This window comes from Hydrogenophaga flava NBRC 102514, assembly GCF_001571145.1.
Taxonomy (GTDB): Bacteria; Pseudomonadota; Gammaproteobacteria; order Burkholderiales; family Burkholderiaceae_C; genus Hydrogenophaga; species Hydrogenophaga flava.
Genome location: NZ_BCTF01000017.1, coordinates 68,707 through 87,071, shown reverse-complemented (window position 1 = coordinate 87,071; position 18,365 = coordinate 68,707). Strand labels below are relative to the sequence as shown.

General features: G+C 66.9%; 17 protein-coding genes and 1 pseudogene. 14 read left to right on the top strand and 4 right to left on the bottom strand.

What is annotated here, in order from left to right; genetic code table 11:
- Positions 1 to 50: 50 nt before the first annotated feature.
- The gene (locus tag HFL01S_RS15625; protein WP_066154557.1) at positions 51 to 527 is read right to left on the bottom strand and encodes a peroxiredoxin; all 477 of its coding nucleotides are present in this window, start codon (positions 525 to 527) and stop codon (positions 51 to 53) included.
- A 130-nt stretch (positions 528 to 657) separates the two neighbouring features.
- Entirely contained in the window at positions 658 to 1,038 is a 381-nt protein-coding gene (locus tag HFL01S_RS15620) for an Mth938-like domain-containing protein (protein ID WP_066260321.1), read from the bottom strand.
- A gap of 138 nt (positions 1,039 to 1,176) precedes the next feature.
- Between HFL01S_RS15620 and HFL01S_RS15615 the strand changes: the two genes are divergently transcribed.
- The 10 genes from HFL01S_RS15615 to HFL01S_RS15570 all read left to right on the top strand — a co-directional run bounded on the left by HFL01S_RS15615 (position 1,177) and on the right by HFL01S_RS15570 (position 12,894).
- Positions 1,177 to 2,409 (top strand): pyridoxal phosphate-dependent aminotransferase, encoded by a 1,233-nt coding sequence (locus tag HFL01S_RS15615; RefSeq protein ID WP_066260317.1) that lies wholly within the window; start codon positions 1,177 to 1,179, stop codon positions 2,407 to 2,409.
- A gap of 101 nt (positions 2,410 to 2,510) precedes the next feature.
- Positions 2,511 to 3,833 carry a homoserine dehydrogenase gene (locus HFL01S_RS15610; protein WP_066260316.1) on the top strand — a complete coding sequence of 441 codons (1,323 nt, stop codon included), beginning with the start codon at positions 2,511 to 2,513 and terminating at the stop codon, positions 3,831 to 3,833.
- A gap of 1 nt (position 3,834) precedes the next feature.
- Entirely contained in the window at positions 3,835 to 5,265 is a 1,431-nt protein-coding gene (thrC, locus tag HFL01S_RS15605) for a threonine synthase (RefSeq protein WP_066260313.1), read from the top strand.
- A 22-nt stretch (positions 5,266 to 5,287) separates the two neighbouring features.
- A complete protein-coding gene (mobB, locus tag HFL01S_RS15600; protein ID WP_066260309.1) occupies positions 5,288 to 5,821 on the top strand; it encodes a molybdopterin-guanine dinucleotide biosynthesis protein B in 534 nt (177 codons plus the stop codon).
- 46 nt (positions 5,822 to 5,867) lie between these two features.
- Entirely contained in the window at positions 5,868 to 7,157 is a 1,290-nt protein-coding gene (locus HFL01S_RS15595) for a molybdopterin molybdotransferase MoeA (protein ID WP_066260306.1), read from the top strand.
- On the top strand, positions 7,154 to 7,405 hold the full coding sequence (gene moaD, locus HFL01S_RS15590) for a molybdopterin converting factor subunit 1 (RefSeq protein WP_066260304.1): 252 nt from the start codon (positions 7,154 to 7,156) through the stop codon (positions 7,403 to 7,405). The genes HFL01S_RS15595 and moaD overlap by 4 nt, the downstream gene beginning before the upstream one ends.
- A 2-nt stretch (positions 7,406 to 7,407) precedes the next feature.
- A complete protein-coding gene (gene moaE, locus HFL01S_RS15585; protein WP_066260300.1) occupies positions 7,408 to 7,881 on the top strand; it encodes a molybdopterin synthase catalytic subunit MoaE in 474 nt (157 codons plus the stop codon).
- Between the two features lie 13 nt (positions 7,882 to 7,894).
- The gene (locus tag HFL01S_RS15580; RefSeq protein ID WP_066260440.1) at positions 7,895 to 8,650 is read left to right on the top strand and encodes a GNAT family N-acetyltransferase; all 756 of its coding nucleotides are present in this window, start codon (positions 7,895 to 7,897) and stop codon (positions 8,648 to 8,650) included.
- Positions 8,651 to 8,791: 141 nt separating this feature from the next.
- Positions 8,792 to 11,398 carry an ATP-dependent chaperone ClpB gene (gene clpB / locus HFL01S_RS15575; protein ID WP_066260299.1) on the top strand — a complete coding sequence of 869 codons (2,607 nt, stop codon included), beginning with the start codon at positions 8,792 to 8,794 and terminating at the stop codon, positions 11,396 to 11,398.
- An 83-nt stretch (positions 11,399 to 11,481) separates the two neighbouring features.
- Positions 11,482 to 12,894 carry an aldehyde dehydrogenase family protein gene (locus HFL01S_RS15570; RefSeq protein WP_066260439.1) on the top strand — a complete coding sequence of 471 codons (1,413 nt, stop codon included), beginning with the start codon at positions 11,482 to 11,484 and terminating at the stop codon, positions 12,892 to 12,894.
- A gap of 10 nt (positions 12,895 to 12,904) precedes the next feature.
- Here HFL01S_RS15570 and HFL01S_RS15565 read toward each other — a convergent pair whose 3' ends face one another.
- Positions 12,905 to 13,141, bottom strand: coding sequence for a hypothetical protein (locus HFL01S_RS15565; protein ID WP_066260298.1), 237 nt, complete (start codon positions 13,139 to 13,141; stop codon positions 12,905 to 12,907).
- 195 nt (positions 13,142 to 13,336) lie between these two features.
- Here HFL01S_RS15565 and HFL01S_RS15560 point away from each other — a divergent pair.
- Positions 13,337 to 13,642: pseudogene (locus tag HFL01S_RS15560) on the top strand (ArsC/Spx/MgsR family protein); the annotation flags it as partial.
- On the opposite strand, the gene HFL01S_RS15555 reads toward HFL01S_RS15560, so the two are convergent.
- The gene (locus HFL01S_RS15555) at positions 13,643 to 14,491 is read right to left on the bottom strand and encodes an AraC family transcriptional regulator (protein ID WP_066260295.1); all 849 of its coding nucleotides are present in this window, start codon (positions 14,489 to 14,491) and stop codon (positions 13,643 to 13,645) included.
- An 86-nt stretch (positions 14,492 to 14,577) separates the two neighbouring features.
- Between HFL01S_RS15555 and HFL01S_RS15550 the strand changes: the two genes are divergently transcribed.
- From HFL01S_RS15550 to HFL01S_RS15540, 3 genes are all read left to right on the top strand, one after another.
- Positions 14,578 to 15,801 (top strand): MFS transporter, encoded by a 1,224-nt coding sequence (locus HFL01S_RS15550; protein WP_157538900.1) that lies wholly within the window; start codon positions 14,578 to 14,580, stop codon positions 15,799 to 15,801.
- Between the two features lie 19 nt (positions 15,802 to 15,820).
- Positions 15,821 to 17,518, top strand: a complete 1,698-nt coding sequence (locus HFL01S_RS15545) for a thiamine pyrophosphate-binding protein (RefSeq protein ID WP_066260294.1) — start codon at positions 15,821 to 15,823, stop codon at positions 17,516 to 17,518.
- A 131-nt stretch (positions 17,519 to 17,649) separates the two neighbouring features.
- Entirely contained in the window at positions 17,650 to 18,363 is a 714-nt protein-coding gene (locus tag HFL01S_RS15540) for a helix-turn-helix transcriptional regulator (protein WP_066260292.1), read from the top strand.
- Positions 18,364 to 18,365: the final 2 nt, after the last annotated feature.

The window sequence follows — 18,365 nt, the reverse complement described above, 5'->3', positions numbered from 1 at the left end:
TGGGTCATGAACCCATTATGCACGACTGAAATGACGCTCCCGAATCGAGTTCAGGCGGCCTTCTTGAGCGTCTTGACGGCCTTCAGAACTTCTTCCACGTGGCCCGGAACCTTCAGGCCCCGCCATTCCTGTTTGAGCACGCCATCGGCTCCGATCAGGAAGGTGCTGCGCTCAATGCCCTTCACCTTCTTGCCGTACATGATCTTGTTCTTGACCACGCCGAACATGTGACACATCTTTTCTTCCGTATCGGCGATCAGCTCGAACGGCAGTTCCAGTTTGGCTTTGAAGTCGTCGTGCGACTTCATGTTGTCGCGGGAAACGCCAAAAACCTGCGCACCCGCCTTGACGAAATCCTTGTACTTGTCGCGGAACTGCATGGCTTCGGTGGTGCAGCCAGGCGTGTTGTCCTTGGGGTAAAAATACAGAACCACCGTCTGGCCCACATGCGACTGGTTGCTGACCTTGATGCCGCCGGTGGCCATGGCTTCAAATTCGGGAATGGGTTTGTTGACAACGACTGCCATGCTGCGTGGACCCCTGACGTAGGTTGGTGGAGATGCGTTGGTCTTCCCGTCGCCCTCCCTGGGCGACAGCCGCTCTCTGGCAGCTGCGGGAAAACAATCGGCTATTTTACCCCGAACGCGGGTCCGGGCGTCAGGCTTCGATCAGCAGGGCCGCCACCACGCGCCGGCCTTCGCCTGCGAGGATGTTGAAGGTTCGGCAGGCAGCTGGGGTGTCCATGGTTTCCACGCCAATGCGTTGTTCGATGAGCGGCCGCAGCAGGGCAGGGGCCACAAAACGCAGCTTGGTACCGGACCCGAACAGCACCAACTCAGGAGGAGGTCCATTGCCCCCAATGAGTTCCGAAAAATGCGCGGCAGTGAGTTCATCAAGGCGTGCCACTCCCCAAGGACGAACGGTTCCCGAAGCCAGCAGCACCACGCTGGAGCTGTGCCGCTCGCCATTGACCGCGATCCATCCGTCGCCATGGGCGGTGACGGACAGGTGGTCAGGCTTGTCTGCATGAAGTTTCATCGGGTCGGTGGCGTGTGTAGGGGCGGAGGCGCGCAGGAGAACTGTGGTCAAATTATGGGTTTTCCCCGAAGGGGCCGCGATCTTAGCGCGCGCCTGCCTGCAACCGCCCATACCTTGCCTCATCTGTCCGGAGGGACTTTGAAACCGATCCAGAAATCCGCCAAGCTGGCCAATGTGCTCTACGACGTTCGGGGCCCGATCGTCGACGCGGCCAAGCAGATGGAGGACGAGGGCCAGAAGATCATCAAGCTGAACATCGGCAATCTGGCTCCGTTCGGTTTTGACGCTCCCGAGGAAATCCAGCAGGACATGATCCGGAATCTGCCGAACTCGGCGGGTTATTCGGACAGCAAGGGTATCTTCGCCGCGCGCAAGGCGGTGATGCACTACACCCAGCAGCAAGGTGTGCAGGGTGTGACGCTGGAAGACATTTACCTGGGCAATGGCGCGAGCGAACTGATCGTGATGGCGGCCAATGCGCTGCTGGACAACGGCGACGAGTTGCTCGTTCCGTCTCCCGACTACCCCCTGTGGACGGCAGCAACCAGCCTCTCCGGAGGCACACCGGTGCACTACCGTTGCGACGAAAACAACGGCTGGCAGCCTGACCTGGCCGACATGCGCGCCAAGATCACGCCGCGCACCAAGGGCATCGTGGTCATCAATCCCAACAATCCGACCGGCGTGCTCTACAGCGACGAGCTACTCAAGGGCATCGTGGCGCTGGCCCGCGAGTTCGGCCTGGTGTTGTTGGCTGACGAGGTGTACGACAAGGTGCTGTACGAAGGTGTGAAGCACACCGCGATGGCGAGCCTGTCCAGCGATGTGCTGACCCTGACGTTCAACTCGCTGTCCAAGGCTTACCGCTCCTGCGGTTACCGTGCCGGCTGGATGGTGCTGTCGGGTCCGAAGGAGATCGCCAAGGACTTCATCGAAGGCCTGAACATGCTGGCCAACCTCAAGCTCGGTTCCAACGTGCCGGGGCAGTGGGCGATCCAGACCGCGCTGGGCGGTTACCAGAGCATCAACGACCTGGTTAGGGAAGGCGGGCGCCTGCGTCGCCAGCGCGATCTGGCCTACGAACTGATCACCGCGATCCCGGGCGTGACATGCGTCAAGCCGCAGGCGGCGCTGTACATGTTTCCCCGGCTCGATCCCAAGGTCTATCCGATCGAGGACGACCGGCAGTTTTTCATGGAAGTGCTGCGGGCGACCCGCGTGATGCTGGTGCAGGGGTCGGGCTTCAACTACCCGGACAACCAGCATTTCCGCATCGTGTTCCTGCCGCACGAAGACGATTTGCGCGAGGCCATCAACCGGCTGGCCAAGTTCCTGGAGCAGTGGCGTCATCGCCACGGCACAGGCGACTGATCATCAATGGTGCCGGGCAATGTCATCAATGCCCAGGCAACCGGCTGTCACTATCGGACAGGGCGGACAGCGCCCGAGTTTTTGTTGGAAATGAGTCAAGCATGAAACCCATCCAAGTAGGCCTGCTGGGCATCGGCACTGTGGGCAGCGGCACGTTCAACGTGCTCCGGCGCAACCAGGAAGAGATTCAGCGCCGTGCTGGTCGCGGCATTGAAATCACCATGGTGGCTGATCTGGACGTGGCGCGTGCGCAGTCCGTCGTGGGGCCGGACGTCAAGGTGGTGAGCGACGCCCGCGCCGTGATCGCCAACCCCGAGATCGACATCGTGATCGAGCTGATCGGCGGCTACGGCATCGCCAAAGCCCTGGTGCTCGAAGCGATTGCCGCCGGCAAGCATGTGGTCACAGCCAACAAGGCGCTGCTGGCCGTGCACGGCACCGAGATTTTTGCGGCTGCGTCGGCCAAGGGCGTGATGGTGGCCTTTGAGGCGGCCGTTGCAGGTGGTATCCCCATCATCAAGGCGCTGCGCGAAGGCCTGACGGCCAACCGCATCCAGTGGATCGCCGGCATCATCAACGGCACTACGAACTTCATCTTGTCCGAGATGCGCGACAAAGGCCTGGACTTTGACGTGGTGCTGAAAGAAGCCCAGCGACTGGGCTACGCCGAAGCCGACCCGACCTTCGACATCGAGGGCGTGGACGCGGCGCACAAGGCCACGCTGATGAGCGCGATCGCCTTCGGTATCCCGGTGCAGTTCGACAAGGCCTATGTGGAAGGCATCACCAAGCTGAGTGCGGTTGATATCCGTTACGCGGAGCAGCTGGGCTACCGCATCAAGTTGCTGGGCATCACCAAGCGCACGGCGCAAGGTGTGGAGCTGCGTGTGCACCCCAGCCTGGTGCCGGCCAAGCGCCTGATCGCCAACGTGGAAGGTGCGATGAACGCGGTGGTGGTGAACGGCGATGCCGTGGGCACCACTCTTTACTACGGCAAGGGTGCTGGCAGCGAACCGACCGCCTCGGCCGTGATCGCCGACCTGGTGGACATCACCCGCTTGCACACGGCCGATCCGCTCAATCGCGTGCCGCACCTGGCCTTCCAGCCCGATGCGATGAGCGATGCCGCCGTGCTGCCCATGAGCGAGGTCGTGACCAGCTACTACCTGCGTCTGCGCGTGGCCGACCAGGCTGGCGTGCTGGCCCAGGTGACCGGCCTGCTGGCGGGTGCCGGCGTGAGCATCGACGCTGTGCTGCAGCGCGAGGCCGACGAAGTGGGCGGCGAGGGCGCGACCTCGACCGACCTCATCATCCTGACGCACGACACGCGCGAAGGCACGATGAACGACGTGATCGCGCAGATGCAAGGCCTGCCGTCGGTCCTCGCCCCGATCACCCGCATCCGCAAGGAAGAGCTGAACTGAGATGCTGTACCTGTCGACCCGCGGCCACCAGGACCGCAAGCGCTTCTGCGAAATCCTGCTCGAAGGCCTGGCGCCGGACGGCGGCCTGTACCTGCCCGAGTCCTACCCGCAGGTCGACGCCGCCACACTGACCCGCTGGCGCGCCGTGCTGGTCGAGCAAGGCTATGCCGCTCTGGCCTTCGAGGTGCTGTCGCTCTACATCGACGACATTCCTGCCGCCGACCTGAAGGCGCTGTGCGCGAAGACCTACACGGCTGAGGTGTTCGGCACCAAGGAGATCGTGCCGCTGACCAAGCTGGAAGACGGCCTGCAGCTCGAAGCCCTGTCCAACGGTCCCACGCTGGCCTTCAAGGACATGGCCATGCAGCTGCTGGGCAACCTGTTCGAGTACGAACTGGCGCGCCGCGGCGAGCAGCTCAACATCCTGGGAGCGACCTCGGGCGACACCGGCAGTGCGGCTGAGTACGCGATGCGTGGCAAGCAGGGCGTGCGCGTGTTCATGCTCAGCCCGCACGGCCGCATGAGCGCCTTTCAGCAGGCGCAGATGTTCAGCCTGATGGACCCGAACATCCACAACATCGCGGTCGAAGGCGTGTTCGACGACTGCCAGGACATCGTCAAGGCCGTGTCCAACGACCTCGATTTCAAGCGCAAGTACAAGATCGGCACGGTCAATTCGATCAACTGGGCGCGCCTGCTGGCCCAGGTGGTCTATTACTTTGCCGGCTACTTCTACGCCACGAAGTCGAACGATGAAAAGGTGAGCTTCGCTGTGCCTTCGGGCAACTTCGGCAACGTCTGCGCCGGTCACGTCGCGCGCCAGATGGGTCTGCCGATCGGCCGCCTGATCGTCGCGACCAATGAAAACGACGTGCTTGACGAGTTCTTCCGCACCGGCACCTACCGCGTGCGCGGCAGCGCCGACACCTACGAGACCTCCAGCCCGTCGATGGACATTTCCAAGGCGAGCAACTTCGAGCGCTTCGTGTTCGACCTGCTGGGTCGTGACGCCGCGCGCACGAAGAACCTGTTCGACGACGAGCTGCGCCTGCACGGCCGCATCGACCTGGGCAGCGACCCGCTGTTCGCCCAGGCGGCCAGCCGCTACGGCTTTGCCAGCGGCAAGAGCACGCATGCCAACCGCCTGGCGACCATCAAGGCCACTTTCGAGCAGCACGGTGTGATGATCGACACCCACACCGCCGACGGTGTGAAGGTGGCGCGCGAATTGCGCCAGGCGGGCGAGAACGTGGTGGTGCTGGAGACGGCGCTGCCGATCAAGTTCGCCGAAACCATCCGTGAGGCCCTGGGCCGTGACCCCGAGCGGCCGGCGAAGTTCGACGGCATCGAAGCCCTGCCCAAGCGCGTGCAGCTGATGGGCGCGGACGCGGTCGCGGTCAAGCGCTACATCACCGACCACTGCCCGGTCTGACGGACCGCCCTCGCAAGATCCCATGAAGGTTGTCGGTTTCGCCGGATCGTCGGGTGCAGGCAAGACCACGCTGATCGAACGCCTGATCCCGGCCCTCAAGGGGCGGGGTCTGCGCGTGTCGGTCATGAAGCACGCGCACTGCGGGCTGGAAATCGACCAGCCCGGCAAGGACACCTGGCGCCACCGTGAGGCCGGCGCCTACGAGGTGCTGGCCGCATCGCCCGAGCGGCTGGTGCTGCAGCGCAGCTTCGAACGGCCGCAGGAGCGCTCGGTGCACGAGCTGATTCCCGCTTTGCACCCCGGTGTGGACTGGGTGCTGGTCGAAGGCTGGCGCGACAGCAACCTGCTCAAGATCGAGGTCTGGCGCGCGGCCACTGCCCAACCGGTCCGGTACCCGGACGACCCCTTCGTGGCGGCCATTGCGCTGCCTGGCGCCGATGCCTTGCCCGTGGACACCCTGCGTCCGCGGCTGGATCTGGACGACCCCGATGCGGTGACGGCCTGGCTGGTCGACAATGGGGACCGTTTCGACTACGACCCCGAAGCCTACGTTTGATCGCCACTGCGTTGGCCACATCGGCCGGGGCGGTGCCTCCAAGACCATGAACGCTCCCCAACCTGCCCGCAAACCCCTGATGGCGCTGGACGCCGCGCTGGCCGACCTGCTTGCGCGCGCGACGCCGCTCGCGGCCACCGAAACCCTGGCCACCGTGCTGGCCGACCGGCGTGTGCTGGCCGAGGATCTGGTCTCGGCGCTGCACGTGCCGCCCCAGGACAACTCGTCCATGGACGGGTATGCGGTCCGGTTGACCGATATCGCCGAGAAGGGTGTGGTGCTGCCGGTCAGCCAGCGCATCCCCGCCGGCCACGCGGCGCAGCCGCTGGAGCCCGGCACCTGCGCCCGCATCTTCACGGGTGCGCCGGTGCCCCCTGGCGCGGACGCCATCGTGATGCAGGAAGACACGCGCGAGGTTGGCGGCGATTTCCACGCAGTGCACATCGACGCCGTGCCCGAGGCCGGCCAGTGGATCCGCCGCGCGGGCGAGGACGTGACCCGGGGTTCTGTGGTGTTGCCGCGCGGCACGCGCCTGTCGGCCGCGAGCCTGGGTCTGGCGGCAGGCATCGGTGCGGCACAGCTGCGGGTGACCGCCAAGCCACGCGTGGCGCTGTTTTCGACCGGGGATGAGCTGGTCATGCCCGGTGAGGTGCCGCCCGAACAGATGAAGCCAGGCGCCATCTACAACAGCAACCGCTTCTTCCTGCGCGTGCTGCTGGAGCGCCTGGGTTGCGAGGTCAGCGACCTGGGCATCGTGCCCGACAGGCGCGAGGCCACGCTGGCCGCGCTCAAGACCGCCGCCGACCACCACGACCTGATCCTCACCAGCGGCGGCGTGTCGGTGGGCGAGGAAGACCACATCAAACCCGCCGTGCAGCAACTGGGCAGCCTGGACCTGTGGCAAATCGCCATGAAGCCGGGCAAGCCTTTCGCCTATGGCACGGTGCGCCGCGACGCAGGCGCCGGCGCAGACGCTCAAGGCCACTGCCACTTCATCGGCCTTCCCGGCAACCCGGTGTCGAGCTACGTCACCTTCCTGCTGCTGGTGCGGCCCTTCCTGCTCAAACTGCAGGGGGCCGCGGAGTCCGAATACCAGCCTCCCTTCAAGACCATGCCGGTGCGCGCCGATTTCGACCTGCCGCGCGCCGACAAGCGCCGCGAGTTCCTGCGCGTGCGCCGCAACGCCGACGGCGGCCTGGACCTGTTCCCCAACCAGAGCTCGGGGGTGCTGACCTCCACCGTGTGGGGCGACGGCTTGGTGGACAACCTGGCTGGCATCACCATCGCGCGCGGCGACCTCGTGAACTACATCGCTCTTTCGGACCTGCTCGCATGAAGATCCAGTTGCGTTATTTCGCCTCCATCCGCGAGGCCATTGGCTCCGGCAGCGAATCCGTCGAGACCGCTGCGGCCACGCTGTCCGCGCTGCGCGACGAGCTGATCGCGCGGGGTGGCGCCCACGCCGAGGCGCTGGCGCGCGGCCGTGCGGTGCGCGTGTCGGTCAACCAGACCATGGCCGACGAGTCGGCCGCCTTGACCGACGGCGCCGAGATTGCCTTTTTCCCACCCGTCACCGGAGGCTGAGCATGAACGCCCGGGTCAGCATCCAGACCGAAGACTTCGACCTGTCTGCCGAGGTCGCCCGGCTGAGGGCCGACCAGAAGGGCGTCGGTGCGGTCTGCACTTTTGTGGGCACCGTCAGGGACCGCAACGACGGCCAGAGCGTCAGCACCCTGGAGCTGGAGCACTACCCGGGCATGACCGAGAAGGCCATCGAGCAGATGATCGACGAGGCCTCCCAGCGCTTTGACATCCTGGGAGCCCGGGTCATCCACCGCGTCGGCCTGCTGCAGCCGCTGGACCAGATCGTGCTGGTGGCCGTGACCTCGGCCCACCGCGGCGAGAGCTTTCAGGCCTGTGAGTTCCTGATGGACTACCTCAAGACCCAGGCGCCATTCTGGAAGAAGGAACAGACGCCCGAAGGGGCGCGCTGGGTCGATGCGCGGGTCAGCGACGATGCGGCGCTGGCCAAGTGGGGCATCGCCTCGAACAACGCCTGAGGTTGTGGTGCTGATGGCCACCTCGCCGACCGCCGTCGACATCGAATCCATCGAACGCGCCACGCTCACCGCGGTGGCACCTGAGCAGGTCGACGCTATCGACGGCTGGCTGCTGCCCATGGACCCCGGCACGGTCGGCCGCGCCCACAGCGCCGTGCCCCTGCACCACGGGCCCCACGACCCGGCGCTGATCAGCACCATCGTGCAACGCTACCGCGATGCCGGCCGACGGCCGGTGTTGCGACTGCCCGATGTGCCGGCCTTTGAGCCTTGGTGGCCCAAGCTCCAGGCCCAAGGCTTCCGGCGCGAGCAGCCCACCCTGACCCAGACCGGATCGCTGGACGGCCTGCTGGCGCTGGCGTCTAGCGCTGACGGGGTGTCGCTGGACCCGCGTCCGGATGCGGCCTGGATGGCCATGTTTCTGGGCGAGGGGCTGGACCCGGTGGACGGCGCGAGCCGCTCGAAGGCGCTGTCCCGCGCCGAGGGCACTCTGTTTGTCAGCTTGCGGGAGGGCGGGACGACCCTGGCCTGCGGCGCCGCCTGTTTTGCCCAAGGCTGGCTGAGCATGCACGGCTTGCGCACGGCCGCCAACCAGCGGGGCAGGGGGCTGGCGGGGCGGATGATCCACGCGATGGCACTGGAAGCGCAGCGGCGAGGCATCACCCGGGCCTTTCTGCAGGTCGACGGCAGCAATGCGCCTGCGCTGGCGCTGTACCGACGAGGTGGCATGAGCACCGCGTGGTCCTACGCCTACTGGAGAGCGGGGTAAGCCACCCGCTTGCTCCGCTGCACGGAGCGCAGCGGCTTTGATGCGGGTCAAGCCCGCTGGACCCCGACTGGCGCAAGGTCTTGAAATGATGGCGGTCAGCGCCACATGCCCGTCAGTTCAAGCATTTCGGAGCATCACAACATGCGTCTCGACAAACTCACCACCAAGTTCCAGGAAGCACTGGGCGAGGCCCAGAGCCTGACCCTGGGCAAGGACAACGCCTACATCGAACCGGCCCACCTGCTGCTGGCCATGCTGCGCCAGACCGACGGGCCCAAGTCGCTGCTGCAGCGCGCGGGCGTCAATGTGCCCGGCCTCACCAAAGCCACCGAAGACGCGGTCAAGCGCCTGCCCGAGGTGCAGGGCCAGGAGCAGGTGCAGCCCGGCCCGGACCTGATCAAGCTGCTGCAGGCGACCGAGAAGGAAGCCATCAAGCGCGGCGACGCCTTCATCGCCAGCGAGCTGTTTCTGCTCGCCGTGGCCGACCAGAAGGGTGAGATCGGCCGCATCGCCAACGAGAACGGCCTTTCGCGCAAGAGTCTGGAAGCGGCCATCGAAGCCGTGCGTGGCGGCCAGAAGATGGATTCGCCCGAAGGTGAGAGCCAGCGTGAGGCGCTCAAGAAGTACACCCTGGACCTGACCGAGCGCGCCCGCCAAGGCAAGCTGGACCCGGTGATAGGCCGCGACGACGAGATCCGCCGTGCCATCCAGGTGCTGCAGCGCCGCAGCAAGAACAACCCTGTGCTGATTGGCGAGCCCGGCGTGGGCAAGACGGCCATCGTCGAAGGCCTGGCGCAGCGCATCGTCAACGGCGAGGTGCCCGAAAGTCTGCGCGAGAAGCGCGTGCTGGTGCTGGACATGGCGGGCCTGCTGGCCGGCGCCAAGTACCGCGGCGAGTTCGAGGAGCGCCTGAAGTCCGTGCTCAAGGAAGTGGCGCAGGACGAGGGCCGCATCATCCTGTTCATTGACGAAATCCACACCATGGTGGGTGCCGGCAAGGCCGAGGGCGCCATCGACGCCGGCAACATGCTCAAGCCCGCGCTGGCGCGCGGCGAGCTGCACTGCATCGGCGCGACCACGCTGGACGAGTACCGCAAGTACATCGAGAAGGACGCCGCGCTGGAGCGCCGCTTCCAGAAGGTGCTGGTCGACGAGCCGACCGTGGAGCAGACCATTGCCATCCTGCGCGGCCTGCAGGAGAAATATGAAGTCCACCATGGCGTGGACATCACCGACCCGGCCATCGTGGCCGCGGCCGAGCTGAGCCACCGCTACATCACCGACCGCTTCCTGCCGGACAAGGCCATCGACCTGATCGACGAGGCGGCGGCCAAGATCAAGATCGAGATCGACTCCAAGCCCGAGGTCATGGACAAGCTGGACCGCCGGCTGATCCAGCTCAAGATCGAGCGCGAGGCGATGAAGAAAGAGACCGACGAGGCCTCGCAGAAGCGTCTGGCGCTGATCGACGAGGAAATTGTCGAACTGCAGAAGGAAGCCGCCGACCTGGAAGAGATCTGGAAGGCCGAGAAGGCCCAGGCGCAGGGCAGCGCCCACGTGCGAGAGGAGATCGAGCGCGTCAAGCTGCAGATCGAGGAGCTCAAGCGCAAGGGCGACTTCAACAAGGTCGCCGAGCTGCAGTACGGCAAGCTGCCGGAGCTGGAGAAACAGCTCAATGAAGCGCAGGCCCAGGAGGCTGGCAAAGGTGAAGGCCAGGCGCGCCAGTTGCTGCGTACCCAGGTCGGTGCGGAAGAGATCGCCGAGGTGGTCAGCCGCGCGACCGGCATTCCGGTGTCCAAGATGATGCAGGGCGAACGCGACAAGCTGCTGCAGATGGAGACCAAGCTGCACGAGCGCGTGGTGGGCCAGGACGAGGCGATCTCGGCCGTGGCCAACGCCATCCGCCGCTCGCGCTCGGGCCTGTCCGACCCGAACCGGCCCACCGGCTCGTTCCTGTTCCTGGGCCCCACCGGCGTGGGCAAGACCGAGCTGTGCAAGGCGCTGGCGGGCTTCCTGTTCGACAGCGAGGAGCACCTGGTGCGCATCGACATGAGCGAGTTCATGGAGAAGCATTCGGTGGCCCGCCTGATCGGCGCGCCACCCGGATACGTGGGCTACGAGGAAGGCGGTTATCTGACCGAGGCCGTGCGCCGCAAGCCGTATTCCGTGCTGCTGCTCGACGAGGTGGAAAAGGCCCACCCGGACGTGTTCAACGTGCTGCTGCAGGTGCTGGACGACGGTCGCCTGACCGACGGCCAGGGCCGTACCGTGGACTTCAAGAACACGGTCATCGTGATGACCAGCAACATCGGCTCGCACCTCATCCAGGCCATGGTGGGCGAGAGCTACGAGGACGTGAAGGATGCGGTCTGGGGCGAGCTCAAGAACCACTTCCGGCCCGAGTTCCTGAACCGCATCGACGAGACCGTGGTGTTCCACGCGCTGGACGCGAAGCACATCGAGTCCATTGCGGGCATCCAGCTCAAGGCCCTGCAGGCGCGCCTGCAGAAGATGGACCTGCGGCTGGATGTGAGCCCGGCGGCGCTGGGCGAGCTGGCCAAGGTCGGCTTCGATCCGGTGTTCGGTGCCCGGCCGCTCAAGCGCGCGATCCAGCAGCGCATCGAGAACCCGCTCTCGAAGCTGTTGCTGGAGGGCAAGTACCCGCCCAAGTCGGTGATTCCGGTGGGGGTGGACCCGGTGCGCAACCCCGGGGTGTTCGAGTTCTCTGACGCGATCGCCTACGACTGAGCCTCAGGCGACAGGCGGTGCCCCGGCATGGGGCGCCACCTCTACCGCCGCCCGGGGCGCGCTCCTATCATGGCCCGATGACCCTGACGCCCCCCGACCTTCCGTTGCGCGCGCTGTTCGACGCGCAGTTCCAGGCCAGCCGCGCGCAGATCGACGTGCCGCTGGCGCTTCGCCTGGACCGCTTGCGCCGCATGCGGGCCCTGATCGACACGCACGGAGCAGCGCTGGCCGAGGCGGTGCAGGCCGATTTCGGCGTGCGCTCAACCCGGCTCACCGAAGTCGCAGACTTCTTCGTGCTGCGCTCGCTGCTGGGCGATCTGGAGCGCCACACCGGCGCCTGGATGAAGACGCGCCGCGTGCGCACACCCATCTACCTGCAGCCCGCCAGCGGACACATCCAGCGCCAGCCGCTTGGCGTGGTCGGTGTCATCGGTCCCTGGAACTACCCGCTGCAGCTGACGCTCGGGCCGACGGCCACCGCGCTGGCCGCGGGCAACCGCGTGATGCTCAAGCCCAGCGAGCTCACTCCGCACACCTCGGCGCTGCTCGCGACCCTGCTGCACCAGGCGTTTTCTGCCGACGAGGTGTGCGTGGCGCTGGGCGGGCCAGACGTGGCGCACGAGTTCGCCAGCCTGCCGTTCGACCACCTGTTCTTCACCGGCTCCACCGCCGTGGGGCGCAAGGTGGCCGCCGCCGCCGCCGCCAACCTGACGCCGACCACGCTGGAACTGGGCGGCAAGTCGCCCTGCATCGTCGACGCCTCGGCCGATCTGGATGCGGTGGCCATCAAGATCGCCCACGGCAAGCTGCTCAATGGCGGCCAGACCTGCATCGCGCCGGACTACGTGCTGCTGCCCCAGGGGCGCGAAGCCGAGTTCGAGCGCGCCTTTGCCGCCGCCGTGACGCGGCTGTTCCCCTGTGGGGCCGCACACCCCGACTACGCCAGCATCATCAGCGAGCGGCACCATGCGCGGCTGCTGGCGATGGTGAAGGAGGTGCAGTCCCAGGGCGCACGTGTGGTCGAGGTGGCCCCGCGCAGCGGGTCGGGCCATGAGCGCCAGATGACGCCGGTGCTGGTGTTCCAGCCACCCGCCGAGGCGCGCCTGATGCGCGAGGAAATCTTCGGCCCGGTGCTGCCGGTGCTCAGTTACACGGATCTGAACCAGGCCATCGCCACCGTCAACGCCGGTCCCAGGCCTCTGGCGCTCTACTGGTTCGGCCAGGACGGTGCCGCGCGCGAGCGGGTGCTGCGCGGCACGGTCAGCGGCGGGGTCACGGTGAACGACACGCTGCTGCACATCGCCCACGAAAACCTGCCGTTTGGCGGGGTGGGGGAGAGCGGCTGGGGCGCCTACCACGGTGAGACGGGCTTCCTGCGCTTCACGCAGCAGAAGCCGGTACTGGTGCAGTCGCGCTGGGCGGCGGCCAGCCTGTTCTACCCGCCCTACGGGGCCACCTTCGACCGCGTGATGGGCCTGCTCAAGCGTTGGCTTTGAGCGGCGTTGCTCAGGCGCTGTCGTTGTCGCCGTAGAGCATCAGCGGCACCGGTTGCAGGTAGCCCTGCTGCAGCAGACCCTCGGCGAGATCGCGCACGTCGCCTCCCAGCAGTGCCGACAGCTCGCGTTCGCTGCGGCGTCCGTTGGCCATGAGCAGCAGGCTGTGGGCCCTGCGTCCGACCAGGTCGGGGCGTGACAGCGCCTCCCAGGCCTTCGGTGTCTTGGCAATGCGTTGTGGTGCGTTCATCGTCTTCCCCTGCTGGCGCGTTTTGTGTGTGAGCATCCAGCAAGATACGGGCCCGAAATGACAGGGCTGTGACGCCCACAGCTGCACCGCCACCGGGCGTGAATCGGGCGTTATGCTCGCCCGCGAGACACACGGAGCACCGCCATGAAGCCTTCTTCCATCACCATCTTCCACAACCCCTAGTGCAGCACCTCGCGCAACGTACTGGCCGCGATCCGCGAGACCGGGGTCGAGCCGGTGGTGATCGACTACCTCAAGCAGCCCTACACCCGGGAGCAACTGGTCGCGCTGCTCAAGGCCATGGGCATGGGCGCCGGCGAACTGCTGCGCCGCAAGGGCGACCTCTATGCCGGGTTGGCCGACGCCAAGCCCGAACGCAGCGACGCCGAATTGCTGGACCTGATGGTGCAGCACCCGGTGCTGGTCGAGCGGCCCATCGTCGTGACACCGCGAGGCACCGTGCTCTGCCGCCCCAAAGAGCGGCTGCAAGAGGTGCTCTGATCAGGCGGGGCCCGCCCTCACCGGGCCGAAGCGCGACGGTGGCTGGCCCAGCGCGGCGCGGAACATGGCGCTGAAGGCACTGTCGCTGGCGTAGCCACTTGCAGCCGCTACCTGGCTCACCGGCGCGCCCCGGGCCAGCATCGGCAGCGCGTGCGCCAGCAGCACTTGCTGCCGCCAGCGCTGAAAGCCCATGCCCAGCTCGTCCCGAAACAGGCGGGCCAGGGTGCGCTCGCTGGCACCGCTGTGGGCGGCCCAGCCGGCCAGCGTCGCGTGCTGCGCCGGCGCATTGAGCACCGCCTCGCACAGGGCGCGCAGGCGCCGGTCGCCGCGCTGCGGGTCGGGCATGGGCACGCCCAGAGGCTGGGTGGGCGCGTTCGCCAGTTCGGCCAGCACCAGGGTGGACAGCGCGCGCTGCCGCAGCTCGTCGCCCGCGTGGTGCGGCAGTTCCATGCCCAGCACCAGCTCGCGCAGCAGCGGCGAAACCACCAGCACCCTGGAGCGGCGCCAGTCAGCAGTGACCACCGACGGATCGATGTAGAGCGTGTAGAGCTGCGAGGTTTCCAGCATGCTGACCGCGTGGCGGGCGCCCGGGGGGATCCAGACGGCGCGCGACGGCGGGACGATGGTGGTGGTTTCCAGTCCGCCGGTCTGGTTCGGCGCGGCGTCGGCCACCGTCACCTGCAGCAACCCGCTGGCGCAGTACGCCAGCTGACCCCAGGGGTGGTGGTGCGGTTCGAACTGGGTGTCGTGGCCCATGGCCCGCGCCCTGCAGCGCACCGGCCGCTCCGGCGAGGGCCGGAAGGGGTCGGTGTCACCGACGGGCACGGCGCGGCGCTCGCGTCTGTTCATGGGGGCTCCCGGATTTGGCTGAAATTCGATGATGGTTGTCTTTCTATCGCATATCGGCCGCCGCGTCAGCCCGTACCATGCCCCGCATGAACACCGCCACCCTCGACGCCATGCCTCCGCCGGCCAATCCCGTTCCCCTGAAGCAGGACGCCGCCGTCATCGGTCTGGTCGGTCTGGCACACGGCACCTCGCATTTCTCGCACCTGCTGCTGGCGCCGCTGTTCCCGATCTTCATGCGCGACTTCGGTCTGAGCTACTCCGACGTCGGCCTTCTCATGAGCATCTTCTTCGTCATCTCGGGTTCCGGCCAGGCGATGGCTGGGTTTGTGGTCGACCGCATCGGCGCGCGCCCGGTGCTGTTTGCCGCCATCGGCTGCTTCCTGCTGGCCTCGCTGGCCGCGTCCATGGTCACGGGCTACGCCGGCCTGGTGCTGGTGGCCGTGCTGGCGGGCCTGGGCAACGCTCCGTTCCACCCGGCCGACTTCACCATCCTGAACCAGCGCGTGTCGGCGCCGCGGCTGGGCTACGCCTTCAGCGCCCATGGCCTGACCGGCAACCTAGGCTGGGCGCTCGCCCCCGCTTTTCTGGTCGGCATCACGGCGCTGGCCGACTGGCGCACCGCCTACCACGCCGCCGCGCTGTTGTATGTGGCGGTGCTGTCGCTGCTGTTCTGGCAGCGCGAGAAGTTGCGCACCGAGGTGCATGTGCGCCACGCCGACGCCCCCAAGGGCTCCGACCTTGCGTTCATGAAGCTGCCCGTGGTTTGGTGGTGCTTCGCCTTCTTCCTGCTGTCGACCATGACGCTGGCGGTGGTGCAGAGCTATGCGCCGTCCATCCTAAAGCAACTGCACGGGGTCAGTGTCGAGGCGGCCACCCTCACCGTCAGCGCCTACATGCTGTGCGGCGCGCTCGGCATGTTCGTGGGTGGCTTCGTGGCCGCCACCTCGAAACACAGTGACCGCGTCGTGGCCTGGGCGATGACCGCCGGCGCCTTGCTGCTGATGGTCTGTGCCACCGGATGGCTCAACGGCACCGGCACCATGGTGGTCCTGGCGGCCACCGGTTTTGCAATCGGCGTGGGCGGCCCCAGCCGGGACATGATGATCAAGAAGGCGACGCCCAAGGGCGCGACCGGGCGCGTCTATGGCACCGTGTACTCGGGACTGGACGTTGGCTTTGCGGTCTCTCCAATGATCTTTGGCGTGTTCATGGACCGGGGCTGGTACGCGCTGACGCTGGCCGGTGCCGCGCTGGTGCTCCTGGTCTCCGTCTATGCCGCCATCGGCGTGGGCCGCCGGACAGGCCGCTGAGTCTGTGCACAATTCCGGCATGACCACACCAAAACTTGCCGGACACCTGCTCGTCGACTGCCTCATCGCCCAGGGCGTGACCCACGCGTTCGGGGTACCAGGCGAAAGTTATCTCGCCGTGCTCGACGGCTTTCACGACCGCGCCGACCGCATCCACTTCGTGATCAACCGCCAGGAGGGAGGGGCGGCGTTCATGGCCGAGGCCCAGGGCAAGCTGACCGGCCGGCCGGGCGTGTGTTTCGTGACCCGCGGGCCGGGCGCGACCAACGCCTCCATTGGCCTGCACACCGCATTCCAGGACTCAACGCCGATGGTGCTGTTCGTGGGCGACGTGGCCAGCGACGCGCGCGACCGCGAGGCCTTCCAGGAGGTGGACTACAACGCCTTCTTCGGCCCGAGCACGAAAGGCATGGCCAAGCGCGTCGAGCGCATAGACGATCCGCGCCGCATTCCCGAATACGTGGCGCGCGCTTTCGCCACCGCCATGAATGGCCGGCCGGGCCCGGTGGTCCTGGTGTTGCCCGAGGACATGCTGACGCAGCCGGTGGACGCCACCCCGCTACCGCGCGTGGAGCCGGTGCAGGCTTGGGCCGACCCGGGCGCACTGCGCGAGCTGCGCGCGCTGCTGTTGGCGTCCGAGCGTCCGCTGGTGATTGCCGGCGGCGGAGGCTGGACGCCGCAGTCCGCCGCCGCGCTGCAGCGCTTTGCCGAGAACTGGCAGCTGCCGGTGGCCAATGCCTTCCGCTTCCAGGATTGCTTCGACAACCACCACCCGCAGTACGCGGGCGATGTCGGCCTGGGCATCAACCCGGCGCTGGCCCGGCGCATCCGCGAGAGCGACCTGATCCTGGCCATCGGACCCCGATTGGGTGAGGCCACCACGGGTGGCTACACGCTGATCCAGGCGCCAGTGCCTGCGCAGAAGCTGGTGCACATCCACGCCAGCGGCGAGGAGCTGGGCCGGGTCTACCAGCCCACGCTCGCGATCCAGGCCACGATGAACGCGGCGGCGCGTTCGCTGGAGGTGCTGACCGCACCGCCCAGCCTGCCGTGGTCGGCGTGGACGGCCGCCTGCCACGCCGACTACGAGGCCAACGTGGAGGTGAGCAATGGCGGCATCGTGCTGCCCGGCAGCATCGACATGCCGGCCCTCATCCACACGCTGCAGAAGCACCTGCCGGCCGACGCTGTGCTGACCAACGGCGCGGGCAACTTCGCCAGCTGGCTGCACCGCTTCTACCGCTACCACGGCCTGGCCAAGGGGCACAAGACGCAGCTGGCACCGACCAACGGCGCCATGGGCTACGGCATGCCCGCGGGCATCGGTGCCGCCATCCTCACCGGTCGCACCGCCTTCACCATCGCGGGGGACGGAGATTTCCTCATGAATGGGCAGGAACTGGCCACGGCGGTGCAGCACGGTGCGAAGTCGGTCATCCTGCTGCTCAACAACGGCACCTACGGCACCATCCGCATGCACCAGGAGCGCGAGTACCCGGCGCGTGTGAGTGGCTCGGACCTGAGGAACCCCGACTTCTGTGCGCTTGCGCGGGCCTACGGCTACGCGGCCGAACGCATCACCCACACCGCGGAGTTTGAGCCGGCCTTGCAGCGGGCGCTGGCCGCCGACAGCGGTTCGCTGATCGAGGTCATGCTCGATCCGGAGGTCATCACCACCCGCGGAACCCTCTCGGCAATCCGGAACAAATCCCGCTGAGCGGGGTGTGTTTGTTGTCTTCTGGCAACAAACTTTGTGAATAGGTCACAGGCCGGTGGGCAATGGCACACGCCTCAAGACCCTGCCTGGTTTCTAAGCTTTCCCCATCCGCAACACACGAGGAAAGCGCCATGGAAACCACCGCCCAACGCCACCTGATGGACCGCACCACCAGCGACCTGTACTTCCACGCCGAGCGCACGCAGCCGGTGCCGGACAGCCTGGGACAGGACCTGCTGTTGCGGGTGCTGGACGAAGTCGACTACGGCCTGCTGGTGATCGACGCCCAGGGCCACATCCGCCACGCCAACCACCTGGCGCGGCACGAAATGTCGACCGGCCGGGTGATCGTCACCCATGCGCGCTCTCTGCTGGGGCGCAACACCGAGCTCACCACCCAGATCCAGAGCGCCCTGGAGCACGCGCTGCGCGGCCAGCGCCGCCTGTTGCAGCTCAAGCAAGGCGAACACGAACTGTCGCTGGCGTTTGTGCCGCTGAGCCACCCGCTGGAGTTCGACGCGCCCACCGTGCTGGTGCTGCTCTCTCGCAAGAACGCCTGCGACAACCTGGCGCTGCGCATGTTCGCCCGCTCGCAGAACCTCAGCCCCAGCGAAGAGGCGGTGCTGCTGGCCCTGTGCCGCGGCGCCTCGATTCCCGAGATCGCTGCCGACCACAAGGTGGCCGAGTCCACCGTGCGCAGCCAGATCAAGGCGTTGCGCGAAAAAACCGGCTGCGGCAGCATCCGGGCCCTGATGCAGAAGGTGCACAGCCTGCCGCCCATGGTGCCCGCCTTGCGGGTGATCTCCGCGATGCAGCACAATGCCATGGAGTTTGCCCAACCATGAGC